At 49.2% G+C, this 12,385-nt stretch carries 15 protein-coding genes; 9 read left to right on the top strand and 6 right to left on the bottom strand.

Features of this window, described 5'->3' with window-relative positions:
- Positions 1-28 precede the first annotated feature (28 nt).
- Positions 29-514 (bottom strand): protein-export chaperone SecB, encoded by a 486-nt coding sequence (secB, locus tag A918_RS0100425; RefSeq protein ID WP_022709144.1) that lies wholly within the window; start codon positions 512-514, stop codon positions 29-31.
- A 324-nt stretch (positions 515-838) separates the two neighbouring features.
- Positions 839-1,381, bottom strand: coding sequence for an FxsA family protein (locus A918_RS0100430; protein ID WP_022709145.1), 543 nt, complete (start codon positions 1,379-1,381; stop codon positions 839-841).
- Positions 1,382-1,871: 490 nt separating this feature from the next.
- Here A918_RS0100430 and A918_RS0100440 point away from each other — a divergent pair, with 490 nt between their 5' ends.
- The 4 genes from A918_RS0100440 to A918_RS0100455 all read left to right on the top strand — a co-directional run bounded on the left by A918_RS0100440 (position 1,872) and on the right by A918_RS0100455 (position 4,977).
- The gene (locus A918_RS0100440) at positions 1,872-2,576 is read left to right on the top strand and encodes a Tim44/TimA family putative adaptor protein (RefSeq protein ID WP_022709147.1); all 705 of its coding nucleotides are present in this window, start codon (positions 1,872-1,874) and stop codon (positions 2,574-2,576) included.
- Positions 2,577-2,739: 163 nt separating this feature from the next.
- A complete protein-coding gene (locus tag A918_RS0100445) occupies positions 2,740-3,855 on the top strand; it encodes a murein transglycosylase A (protein WP_022709148.1) in 1,116 nt (371 codons plus the stop codon).
- 58 nt (positions 3,856-3,913) lie between these two features.
- A complete protein-coding gene (locus A918_RS18975; protein WP_084664573.1) occupies positions 3,914-4,603 on the top strand; it encodes a Smr/MutS family protein in 690 nt (229 codons plus the stop codon).
- Positions 4,600-4,977, top strand: coding sequence for a helix-turn-helix domain-containing protein (locus A918_RS0100455; protein WP_022709150.1), 378 nt, complete (start codon positions 4,600-4,602; stop codon positions 4,975-4,977). Before A918_RS18975 ends, A918_RS0100455 begins: the two co-directional genes overlap by 4 nt.
- A 114-nt stretch (positions 4,978-5,091) precedes the next feature.
- Here the strand turns inward: A918_RS0100455 and A918_RS0100460 are convergent, their stop codons facing one another.
- The 4 genes from A918_RS0100460 to hslV form a co-directional block, all read right to left on the bottom strand.
- A complete protein-coding gene (locus tag A918_RS0100460; RefSeq protein ID WP_022709151.1) occupies positions 5,092-6,060 on the bottom strand; it encodes a DUF1402 family protein in 969 nt (322 codons plus the stop codon).
- Positions 6,061-6,241: 181 nt separating this feature from the next.
- Entirely contained in the window at positions 6,242-7,549 is a 1,308-nt protein-coding gene (hslU, locus tag A918_RS0100465; protein ID WP_022709152.1) for an ATP-dependent protease ATPase subunit HslU, read from the bottom strand.
- 5 nt (positions 7,550-7,554) lie between these two features.
- Positions 7,555-8,154: a DUF2585 domain-containing protein gene (locus A918_RS0100470; RefSeq protein WP_022709153.1), complete on the bottom strand. Its 600-nt coding sequence runs from the start codon at positions 8,152-8,154 to the stop codon at positions 7,555-7,557.
- 57 nt (positions 8,155-8,211) lie between these two features.
- Positions 8,212-8,769 (bottom strand): ATP-dependent protease subunit HslV, encoded by a 558-nt coding sequence (gene hslV, locus A918_RS0100475; protein ID WP_022709154.1) that lies wholly within the window; start codon positions 8,767-8,769, stop codon positions 8,212-8,214.
- Positions 8,770-8,935: 166 nt separating this feature from the next.
- Between hslV and hisB the strand changes: the two genes are divergently transcribed.
- From hisB to hisF, 5 genes are all read left to right on the top strand, one after another.
- The gene (gene hisB / locus A918_RS0100480) at positions 8,936-9,538 is read left to right on the top strand and encodes an imidazoleglycerol-phosphate dehydratase HisB (protein WP_022709155.1); all 603 of its coding nucleotides are present in this window, start codon (positions 8,936-8,938) and stop codon (positions 9,536-9,538) included.
- 2 nt (positions 9,539-9,540) lie between these two features.
- Entirely contained in the window at positions 9,541-10,074 is a 534-nt protein-coding gene (locus A918_RS18980; protein WP_022709156.1) for a DUF2628 domain-containing protein, read from the top strand.
- A gap of 1 nt (position 10,075) precedes the next feature.
- Positions 10,076-10,726, top strand: coding sequence for an imidazole glycerol phosphate synthase subunit HisH (hisH, locus tag A918_RS0100490; protein WP_022709157.1), 651 nt, complete (start codon positions 10,076-10,078; stop codon positions 10,724-10,726).
- Positions 10,723-11,466, top strand: coding sequence for a 1-(5-phosphoribosyl)-5-[(5-phosphoribosylamino)methylideneamino]imidazole-4-carboxamide isomerase (gene hisA, locus A918_RS0100495; RefSeq protein WP_022709158.1), 744 nt, complete (start codon positions 10,723-10,725; stop codon positions 11,464-11,466). The genes hisH and hisA overlap by 4 nt, the downstream gene beginning before the upstream one ends.
- Before the next feature lie 114 nt (positions 11,467-11,580).
- Positions 11,581-12,366 carry an imidazole glycerol phosphate synthase subunit HisF gene (hisF, locus tag A918_RS0100500; protein WP_022709159.1) on the top strand — a complete coding sequence of 262 codons (786 nt, stop codon included), beginning with the start codon at positions 11,581-11,583 and terminating at the stop codon, positions 12,364-12,366.
- The last annotated feature ends 19 nt before the right edge of the window (positions 12,367-12,385 follow it).

The raw sequence follows: 12,385 nt of genomic DNA on the forward strand, positions 1-12,385 counted from the left end.
GGTTTTTTTTGTAAAATCTTCAGAAAGCTTAGTTTTTAACCTGAGCTTTTGCCTGTTCTTCAGCCATACGCTGCTGGAACATGGTGGCGAAATCGATCGGGTCGATCATCAGCGGCGGGAAGCCACCATTGCGTGTTGCATCAGCAATGATCTGACGGGCAAACGGGAACAGCAGACGCGGGCATTCGATGAACAGGATCGGCAGCATATGTTCCTGCGGAATGTTCTGAATGCGGAAAACGCCGCCATAAACCAGCTCTGTGCTGAACAGAACTTCTTTGCCTTCACCGGCCTGTGCGGTCAGGGTCAGAACAACGTCAAAATCGCCTTCAGCGATCGGATTTGCGTTCACATTAACATTGATGCTGATGTTTGGCGCATTTTCACGCGGACGCAGGGAAAGCGGTGCATTCGGGCTTTCAAAGGAAAAATCCTTGATATACTGAGCCAGAATGTTGAGGGATGGCTGTGCACTACCGTTACCGTTCTGTGCTTCGTTTGGCGTCTCTGCCATTATCATATACCTTTTTGTTAACGATGATCGACAGACCGTCGAACAGTATGACAACACATGATTTGTGTTGTAACACTTTGAAAGCTTATACAATTTTATTGTAAAACAAACTTCGCAAGAAGCTATTGAACCATAAAATTGAACCCCTGATTTCAGAAAACAATGGCTGTTGCAAAAGCAATCCGAAACATGTGTCTTTTGGCTAGCATATGTACCTTTTACAGGCAATAACGCGGCGCATTATTTGATAATACTAAAAAGGCAGGCGTAAAAACGCAGTACCGGCAATAAATTATGCTGCTCTGCGGTTTTCAAGCTGCATATTCATTTTCTGTTGTCTTCAATCTCTTTCGGATCTGTACCCCAAGGAGAGTTCTTACTCTTTTTGTCCTCATCCGATGAACTGGAATAATCCTCAGGGTCGAGATCAATAATATCGTCATCCTGTGGCGTATGTCTTTGTCCGTAATGCTGATAGCTGGCGCTGCCCGCCTGAAAATCAGTCGCCATCACCACACGGTTACGTAAAAAACGATTCCAGATCAGGTCGCGGACAAACGGGATAAACAGCAAAAGTCCGATAATATCGGTCAGAAATCCCGGAATAATCAGCAAAATACCGGCAAAAATCAGCAAGGTTCCGTGAATGATTTCACGTTGCGGTGCACGTCCTGCGGCGGTTTCTGCTTTCATCTGGTTAAGCAGGCTCAGACCCTGACGACGCAATAATGCAAAACCCAGAACCGCACTGAGGATAATCAGACCAAGTGTTGCCAGCACACCGATTTCTGAACCGACAATGACAAAACCGGCGATCTCTATAAATGGCAGGGCTAAAAACAGCAGCAGGCTGATCGGACCAAGCATTTTTGTCACGGGTGATGAACCTCTTGATAGTGGAGCGGCACGGGCGGATTTTACCGTAAATATGCCGGATTATGATTTTAAACAGGATATACAGATAAGAATTCCGGTTTGGCATTTGAATGCCGGAATGCGGTGAACTATATATTTTTTCAAAACATAGCGTTTTTATGGTATCTTTGAGCCGTCTTAATAACTGGTTGCAGCACATCTGGCGGATTGCCCGTACTGAAGAATTATACAATATCCGGTCTGGTACAGCATATTCAGAATATGTTCTGTAAAAAAGATATTGTATAATTCTTCAGTACAGGCAAAACCTGAAACTGAATAGCTAGAGTGCATCCCGAAAAGTGGGAACCGGTTTTCGGAACAAGATATGCATAAAAACAAAAAGACTAGAGCATTTATAATGATTCAATTTAAACTGGAAATGCTCTAGAAGTTCATTATGAGTTCCGGCAGATCACTGCGGAGATAATTGGCGAGCGGTATGAATTTTTTCAGTTTTGGCACATTCTTTTTCTTCATTGTTGCAGTGATTATTTTCCTGCAGCTGCGCAGTGTATTGGGCAAACGCACAGGCAATGAGCGGCCGCCTTTTGATCCTTATACAACGCGTCAGGATGATACTGCCGCTCTGTCGCAGCAGAAAGATAATGTTGTTTCGCTGCCGCAACGCCAGACAATTGAAAATCAGGCAAAAGATTTTACAACAATTGATGCAATGGCACCGGAAGGCTCGGAGCTGAACAACGGCCTGCGCAATATTCGTGCACAGGATGCCGGTTTTGATCCGAAAGAATTCCTCAACGGTGCCAAAATGGCCTATGAGATGATTGTGCTGTCCTTTGCCGACGGTGATCGTAAAACTTTGAAAAACCTGCTTTCCAAAGATGTTTACGAAGGTTTTGATGCTGCGATTAAAGAGCGCGAAACCCGTGGTGAAAAAGTGAATTCCACCTTTGTCGGTATTAATCAGGCAAAAATCATTGCGGCTGATATGAAAGGCAAAGATGCACAGGTTACAGTGCGTATTGTCAGCGAGATGATCTCTGCGACACAGGACAAGCAAGGCAATATTATCGACGGCGATCTGGAAACAGTTGCGGAAATCCGCGATGTCTGGACTTTTGCCCGTAACACTGCAAACCGCGATCCGAACTGGAAACTGGTGGCAACCGAAGCGGAAGATTAAAGCATTTCCAGCAAAAGTGGGAACCGGTTTTGCGTCAGGAAATGCGTAAAAACAAAGAAATAGAGCATTTCCTCAGATTATACAAAACTGGAAATGCTCTATCTCTGATGCTGAAACAGCATCGGTAATTGTCAGAACTTAAAAATATTTGAGGAGCAGTGTTATGTCAGATCTGTCTGCTGCGCACTGCTCCACTGAGCCTCTTGATTTCACCGATTGCGCTGGCTGGGCGGAAGATGATCACGCTGCAGCCTTTTATGCTTTTTTGAAATCCGCCATCTATGCCGAAACGCATCTCTATAAGAGCGGCAGTCTCGGCCCGCAATTTGAAGCCCTTTTGCCTGTTTTCGCGCAAGCCCGTTCATTGGCGGCGGGACAACAAATTGACCGGCAGACAGCGCGTGCATTCTTTGAGCGCTGCTTTTATCCCGTTAAAATCATTCCCCATGACCGGAAAACCGGTTTTGTAACCGGTTTTTACGAACCGGAAATTGCTGCTTCCCGTGTAAAAACTGCACAATATTCAGTGCCGTTTTATCGAAAGCCGCCAGATCTCATCAAGCTGGATGCGGATAACCGTCCGAAAAATTTGCCTGAGGACATGGCTTTTGGCCGGTTTCATAACTGGCAGATCACCGAATATTTTGACCGGCAGGCGATTGATGAGGGTGCGCTGGCAGATCAGGGGCTGGAAATTGCCTATGTAGACAATAGAGTGGATGCCTATTTCGCTCATGTACAAGGTGCTGTGCGTCTGAATTTTGACGATAGCACGCAGATGCGCCTGACCTATGCAGCTAAGTCAGGCCATGGCTTTACCGGTGCAGGACGGGTTCTGATTGATAAAGGCGAGTTGGAACCTGCAAAGGTCACTATGCAGTCGATCCGGCAATGGTTGGCAGAGCACCCTGCCCGTATTGATGAAATTCTGTGGCATAACCGGTCTTATATTTTCTTCCGTGAAGCTCCGGTGGATGATCCTTTGTCCGGGCCGGTGGCGGCAGCTAAAGTGCCTCTGTCCGCACAAAGATCGCTGGCGGTGGATCGTAAATATCATTGCTTTGGCACGCCGTTTTTCATAAACACACATAAGAATTTAGAAAATGGCGAGGTTTTTCGTCATTTGATGATTGCTCAGGATACCGGATCAGCCATTCTTGGCCCTGCCCGCGGCGATCTGTTTTTCGGTTCCGGCGATGCGGCTGGCGAGCTTGCCGGCGGAATACGCCATGATGCTGATTTTATAATGCTGGTTCCCCGAAAAACTGTGGCGGATTAGCATTATGAAACACAAAAAGAATAAGCGCTCTGCCACGCGCATTTCGGATGAAAATATAATGAAAATACCAAAAAATCCGAAAGTGGAACCCGATCCGGCTGAGGTTTTATCAAAACAGAATTCTGGCTTTCTCAAAAATGAGGATCGTATTCTCTGGGAAACAGTTGCACGCACAACCCGTCCTTTGCGTCCTGTTAAGCCACGGCAGGCCTTTGTGATCGAGGATATGCATCTGTGGGATATTGAGAATGGTATCAATATTCCGCAGCGTGTGGTGGCCGAGCCGGTCAAAGCGTCTGTTGCCAAAGCAGCCGGTGAAACATCTCTGCAAAGCCGTAAAAAACAAGAAGTGGTCACCAATCCGCTTCACGATATCGACCGGCCGACAATCCGTAAGATTGCCAAGGGACGCGTTGAAATTCAGGCGCGGATCGATCTGCATGGTATGCGCCAGCATGAAGCGCATGATCTGCTATATGGTTTCCTCTCAGATGCCTGGCACAGAGGTCTGCGCTTTGTCTTGGTGATTACCGGCAAAGGCACATCCATGGGCAGTGACGGCGTGTTAAAACAGGCTGTGCCGCATTGGTTCTCCACGCCCCTCTTCCGCCTCTATGTCAGCGCCTATGAGGATGCTGTGCGCCATCACGGCGGGCAAGGTGCGCTCTATGTCAGGTTGCGCAAGACACCGGCTGAGAAGCTCGCAGAGCGCCAGTCCTTCCCGTCAGGAAAGCGGCCATTATCATGACACCATTTGGTCAGCGTTTACGGAAATTGCGTGAGGAACGCGGTGTCAGCCAGAAGGAAATGGCGACAGCTATCCGCGTGTCGGCCGCTTATCTTTCAGCACTGGAGCACGGGCGCCGCGGTCAGCCGACATGGGATCTGCTGCAAAGAATTATCGGTTATTTCAATATTATCTGGGATGAGGCAGAGGAGTTGCAAAATCTGGCAATGATCTCGCATCCGCGTGTGACAATCGACACTTCTGGCCTGTCGCCGGAGGCTACAGAATTAGCTAATCTCTTGGCCAATCATATCCGTATTCTGGACAGGAATATGATTGAAAGCCTTAGCACAACGCTGCGGCTGGCTCATAAAAAACACCGCAGCCTGCGTTAGAGCATTTCACAATCAAGTTGGATCAACTTGACGCCCGTGATAATGCGAGCAAATAAAGAATCTAGAGCGAGCGCAGCGGATACAATTAAATGCGACACGCTCTGAAACCTCAATTTAAAATAATGATTTCAGATCATCAATTTTGGAATTGACCAGCCAGCCATAGTAATTTTCCTGCGGCAGCTGTTTATTCTGTTTGCCTGCATTGAGAGCCGCCAGAGCACGGGCGCGGCTGTCTGCCCCGCCGGTATTATACAGAGTTGCGGTAATACCCGGATTTTTCGAAATATCGAAATCGGCATATTTATTATAGGCGGTAATGGAATGTTTGATGGTCGCCGCCATATAGTGCAGGCTCAGATCAGGGTCCATAATGGTTTTATAAACCTGTGCACCATCATCAGCACTGAGCTTCGGCAGGCCGGATACGCGGTTGACTAAGTCAGACATTTGCAAAGCCGTCAGCGGGCTGATCTGACCGAGGCCAAAGGTCTGACCTGCATAGAAAGGCTGGAAAAACACGGCAGCGAAGCGGTTATTCGGATAGGCATTACCGTCAATTTTTTTGCCGCGGAATTTGCTGTCCCAGATATTTTCACGGCAGGTCCAGAGGGAATAACTGTCTGACAGACCGGCACATTTCTCAAATTCAGGGCGTTTGATGAAATCGCTGACAGATTCACCTTTATAGCTGAAGCTGACACCTTGTTTCACATAGGAAATAGCTTTGACATAATAGGTCTGCAGCTGGTCATAGGCATCAACATTATAGGTGTGCTCGCCGATAATCGCACCGGCAATATGCACGGGATCAATATTATAGGCTGCGGCCGCCGATTTGATTTTGGTGCGCAAGCCACGATCCGATTTCAGCAATCCGTAGATTTTCTGATATTTGGCTTCATAAGTCGTGCGCATTTTTTTGGTGCGGTTGGCAGAGGCGCCGGGAATGGTCGGCTGCTCGGTATTGCGGTTACCGGCCGGCACAACAGTTGTAGCCTGTGCATTGGAGACGAGTGTCAGTGCAAAAAAACCTGTTCCGGCAGCAATTGCTATCCGTTTAAAATTGTTGCCGAGGTTCATAGGTATTTTTGCTCCGTTCGCATTTGCTTGTCCTGCTGAATGGGAATTTCAGGAAAGCACGGCATTTTAACTTCGCGCAGAAAATATGAAACCCTCGCGCACAAGTCGAGAGGGTTTCAAAAACTTAACTGCATATGATGTGTGAATGTCACACAATGCTTATAGTCGGCTTATATCCGCATTACAGAATGAAGCGTGACAGGTCGATATTCTTGGCCAGATCACCGATGCTGCTGCGCACATAAACTGCATCCACGGTGAAAGTGGAGCCGCTTTTATCCGGCGCATTGAATGAAATATCATCCAATACTTTTTCCATTACCGTTTGCAGACGACGCGCACCGATATTCTCAATGGTGGAATTGAGATCAACAGCAATATCCGCAAGCGCATCAATGGCATCGTCGGTGATTTCCAGCGTCACTTCTTCTGTGGCCATCAGCGCCACATATTGTTTCAGCAGGCTGACTTCGGTTTCCGTCAGGATTGAGCGGAAATCTTCGCGTGTCAGAGCATTAAGCTCAACACGGATCGGCAATCGACCCTGCAATTCCGGCAACAAATCCGATGGTTTGGAAACATGGAAAGCGCCGGAAGCGATAAACAGAATATGGTCGGTTTTAACCGGCCCGTATTTGGTCGCAACGGTGGTTCCTTCAACAAGCGGCAGCAAATCACGCTGCACGCCTTCGCGGGAAACCCCTGCCCCCATACCGCCTTCACGGGATGCGATCTTGTCGATCTCGTCAAGGAAGACGATACCGTCATTCTGGGTGACTTCCAGTGCTTCCTGTGTCACCTGATCCTGATCAAGCAACTTGTCGGATTCATCATTAATCAGCAGCGCATAGGATTCTTTAACCGTGGTTTTACGCGGCTTTGTCCGCCCGCCCATGGCTTTGCCTAACATATCGCTTAAGTTTATCATGCCAATATTGGCACCTGGCATACCCGGAATTTCAAAACCCGGCATACCGGAGCTGTTATCAGCCAGTTCAATCTCGATTTCTTTATCATCAAGATCGCCTTCACGCAGTTTCTTGCGGAAACTGTCACGGGTCGCAGGGCTGGCAGTTTTGCCGACCAATGCGTCCAATACGCGTTCTTCCGCATTGATATGGGCTTTGGCTTTCACCTCTTCGCGCTTTTTCTCGCGCACGAGGCCAATGGCGATTTCCACCAGATCACGGATGATCTGTTCCACATCGCGACCGACATAGCCGACTTCAGTGAATTTTGTTGCTTCAACCTTGATGAAAGGTGCACCAGCCAGCTTGGCAAGACGGCGTGAAATCTCCGTTTTACCGACGCCGGTTGGTCCGATCATCAGAATATTTTTCGGCATCACTTCTTCGCGCATATTGCCTTCCAGCTGCTGACGGCGCCAGCGATTGCGCAGGGCAATGGCAACAGCGCGCTTGGCAGCTTTCTGACCGATAATGAAGCGATCAAGCTCAGAGACGATTTCACGTGGAGAAAATGTGGTCATATTTATCAGGATCCGCTTTGCCACTGCCGGATAAAGTCAACCGGATGCAGCAGCATGATAACATTGAGAATAAGGTTGTCTCGAATAACGATAAGGGCAAGAATTTCGAAAAACACTGCCGTGACGATAATCACCCATATAGGAAGCCGGGCTGCTAGAAAAAAGCCCAGTACCATGGAGAGCGTATCGAATACGGAATTGAGAATACTGTCACCGAAATAATCCACGGAGGATGTATTGGCCCGGTAGCGCTCAATAATGAAATTCGAATTCTCAACCAGCTCCCAGCCGATTTCCAGTCCGAGCGCCAGCAGCAACCGCACATGCAGCGGTGCTTTTGGTGAAATCAGCCAGAACAATCCGTAGAAAATAAAACCGTGAATGATGTGAGACAGCGTGTACCAGTCAAAGAATTGCTGGGAATTTTCATTGCTGTTCACTTCATTGACGAAGAGACGGATTGTTCCGCATTCGCAGACCGGAACGCGCCCCATCATGTACAAAATAACCGCCTGAACGGCTGCTGTGATTACAATGATGAGCAGGATTTTATCCCACTGCCAATGTGGCTTTGACGCGGCAGGCGGAAGTGATGATGCGGTCACGATAAACCTTTAGTGTTTTACAAAACTAAATAACGATACCGCATAATTGGCAGGTTCTTACGCGCAATCAAGACTTTCGACAGTGAAATTGCTGTTTGTGTAAACGCAGATTTCTGCTGCAATGGTCATTGCTTTACGGGCAATCGTTTCCGCATCCATGTCTGTGTCTATCAGTGCACGGGCAGCCGACAGGGCATAATTACCGCCGGAACCGATGGCCATCACGCCATTTTCCGGCTCCAGAACGTCACCGAGGCCGGTAATGGCCAGCGTGATATTCTTATCAGCAACCAGCATCATCGCTTCCAGTTTGCGCAAATAGCGGTCGGTACGCCAGTCTTTGGCCAGCTCTACGGATGCGCGCATCAGCTGATCCGGATATTGTTCCAGCTTGGCTTCCAGCCGTTCAAGCAGGGTGAAAGCATCAGCTGTGGCACCGGCAAAACCGGTAATCACGCTGCCGCCTTTGCCGATGCGACGCACTTTGCGGGCATTGCCCTTCATAATAGTCTGGCCGAGGGACACCTGTCCGTCACCGGCGATCACCACTTTATTGCCCTTGCGCACGGTGACAATGGTGGTGCCGTAAATTGTATTCGGATTATGTTCAATCATTTGCGCAACTCCGCTGATTGGTCTTCATCAAATCGATCTGCTGTATTTATGATCTCATACGTAAATTACAACGGACAATAATACAGCCTCTATCATCAAAGCATTTGGCAAAACTCCGGCTCTGTTCTAGAACGGCTGTGGAGAAGAACAAGATCGGGTTATCAATATGAGCAATCAGCGTACAGCAAAAGTCAGCCGCAGCACCAAAGAAACCAGCATTGAAGCTGAAGTCTTTCTGGATGGTACGGGCCGTTTCGATATTTCGACCGGCGTTGGCTTTTTCGATCATATGCTGGAGCAATTATCGCGACATTCGCTGATTGATATGAAAATCACCACCAAGGGTGACACACATATTGATGACCATCATACGGTTGAAGATACCGGTATTGCGATCGGTAAGGCTATTGCGGAAGCTCTGGGTGAGCGTCGCGGCATCGTGCGTTACGCCTCGATTGATCTCGCTATGGACGAGACACTGACCTCTGTGGCGCTTGATGTATCCGGTCGTCCGTTTCTGGTTTGGAATGTGGCATTCAATGCACCGAAAATCGGCACATTCGATACAGAACTGGTGCGGGAATTCTTTCAGGCACTGGCGCAGAATGCGGGCATTACCCTGCATGTGAATATGCGCTATGGTATCAATAATCATCATATTGCCGAAACCTGTTTCAAGGCTGTGGCGCGCGCATTACGTATGGCGATTGAAACCGATCCGCGGCAGAAAGATGCCATTCCTTCGACAAAAGGTACGCTGAAAGGCTGATTATGGCCAGCTATATCGTTCTGGAACCAACGGACGCGGTAAAACTGAAACCGGTTAAAGCTGTTGCGGGTGACCATACGATTTTTGTGCGCGATGAGTTTACCGTCTTCGCGCTGATCCTGCCGTTTCTCTGGTTATTGGTGCATCGCTTGTGGTGGCATGCGCTGATGGTTGCTTTGATCGGTTGGGGTGCATTCAGCGTTTTGGGCTCTTATCTTTCTTCTGCTTTTGTCGTTTCCGGCCTGTCACTTTTGCTGTCGCTGTTTGTTGCGCTGGAAGGGCGTAACTGGTATCTCACAGCGCTCAGACGCAAGGGTTATGAGGAAGTGGCACTGATCAGCGCCAATGACTTGAGCGATGCGGAAACTCTTTATTTTTATGGTGCTGCAAAACCGGCAGAAAAAGCAGAGCCTGTCTCTGTATCTTCTGACAATAAGGTTTTGTCCGGCACTGTGACCGGCACGGCGGTTCCTGCGGCAACGCATGCTGCAGACGGCGCTATGATCGGTCTGGTTGATTATCACGGAAGGTCGTGACATGCGTGTTGCCATTATTGATTATGGTTCCGGAAATCTCAAATCGGTAGCCAAGGCTTTTGAACGTGCGGTATCGGATATGGGCAGTCCCATTCATGTGGACGTGACCAGTGATGCCAAAGCCGTACTGGCCGCAGATCATATTGTGCTGCCAGGTGTCGGTGCCTATGCCGATTGCCGTCGCGGTCTGGATGCGGTTTCCGGCATGGTTGATGCTTTGAGTGAAGTTGTTCAGCATAAAGCACGGCCGTTTCTCGGCGTTTGTGTTGGGATGCAGCTGCTTTCAACACGCGGTTTGGAAAAAAGCATCACCAATGGTCTGAACTGGATTGAGGGCGATGTGCGCGAGATGAAACCGTCTGATGCCGCTTTGAAAATTCCGCAGATCGGCTGGAATACCATCGAGCTGAACCATGCCCATCCGGTATTCAACGATATAGAAACCGGCGAGCATGGCTTGCATGCTTATTTCGTGCATTCCTATATGTTTGATGTGAAAAACAGCGCTGATGTGCTGGCAACCACCAGTTATGGCGGGAGCGTAACGGCGGCAATTGCACGCGATAATATTGTCGGGACGCAGTTCCATCCGGAAAAAAGCCAGCGTCTCGGCCTTAAACTCATTACTAATTTCCTGAAGTGGAAGCCATGATACTTTTTCCGGCAATTGACCTGAAAGACGGTGAATGCGTTCGCCTGAAACTGGGTGATATGAACCAGTCCACGGTTTATAACACTGATCCTGCGGCTCAGGCTAAAGCCTTTGAAGATCAGGGATTTGAGTGGCTCCATGTGGTTGATCTGAATGGCGCTTTTGCCGGTTCCAGTGTCAATGGTGCAGCGGTTGAGGCTATTCTCAAAGCAACCAAAAATCCGGTGCAGCTCGGCGGCGGTATCCGCACGCTGGAGCATATTGAGGCATGGTTAAATAAAGGCCTGTCACGCGTCATTCTCGGCACTGTTGCCGTGCGTGACCCGCAGCTGGTGATTGAAGCCTGTAAAGAATTTCCGGGCAAAGTGGCTGTTGGTATTGATGCCAAAGGCGGCTATGTCGCGGTTGAGGGCTGGGCAGAGGCTTCAGAACTCGGCGTGATTGAACTGGCGCAGAAATTTGAAGGGGCAGGGGTCGCAGCGATTATCTATACGGATATTGACCGCGACGGGATTTTGGCGGGCATCAACTGGCCTTCAACTCTGGGCTTGGCAGAAGCCGTGTCTATTCCGGTAATTGCTTCCGGCGGTCTTGCCTCGATGGATGATATTCATCGTATGACGCAAGCCGACGCCCGCAAGCTAGAAGGTGCGATTTCCGGTCGTGCACTTTATGACGGCCGTATTGATCCGGCTGAGGCGCTGGCACTGTTACGTGCCGCTAGGGAGGCCGCACAATGACTTTGAAAGCACGGGTTATTCCATGTCTCGATGTAAAAGATGGAAGTACCCGTCTGCCCGCAGCGCAGCGAGGACAGACAAACTTTAAAAAGACGCGCCGGACCGGAGGCGAAAATGCTTAAAGCACGGGTTATTCCATGTCTCGATGTAAAAGACGGCCGCGTCGTCAAGGGCGTCAACTTTGTTGATCTGATTGATGCCGGAGATCCGGTGGAAGCTGCAAAAGCCTATGATGCAGCAGGTGCTGACGAATTGTGCTTTCTCGATATTACTGCATCTTCCGACAATCGTGAGACGATTTTCGATGTGATTGCGCGCACCGCTGAGCAATGTTTCATGCCACTGACTGTCGGTGGTGGTGTACGTGCAGTTGCTGATATCCGCAAACTCTTGCTGGCCGGTGCCGACAAGGTGTCAATCAATACTGCTGCGGTACAAAATCCTGATCTGATTGCAGAAGCAGCCGATAAATTCGGTAATCAGTGCATCGTTGTCGCCGTGGATGCCAAGAAAGTATCCGGTGCAGGAGAGGCGGATCGCTGGGAGATTTTCACCCATGGCGGCCGCAATGCAACCGGTCTTGATGCGATTGAATTTGCCCGCACAATGGTTGATCGCGGAGCAGGGGAAATCCTGCTGACCTCGATGGATCGTGATGGCACTAAAGTTGGTTATGATCTGGCACTGACCCGCGCTGTGGCAGATGCTGTGAGTGTTCCGGTGATTGCCTCCGGCGGTGTCGGCTCGCTGGACGATCTGGTCGCCGGCGTTAAAGAAGGCCATGCCAGCGCGGTATTGGCAGCGTCTATTTTCCACTTCGGCACTTACACAATTGAAGAAGCTAAACGCTATATGGCAAGTCACGGTATTGCTATGCGTCTGGATGATGTTCGAAATTAACAGATCAAACGGGGGTGTC

Origin of the sequence: Pseudochrobactrum sp. AO18b (genome assembly GCF_000409565.1) — a bacterium.
GTDB classification, from domain to species: Bacteria; Pseudomonadota; Alphaproteobacteria; order Rhizobiales; family Rhizobiaceae; genus Pseudochrobactrum; species Pseudochrobactrum saccharolyticum.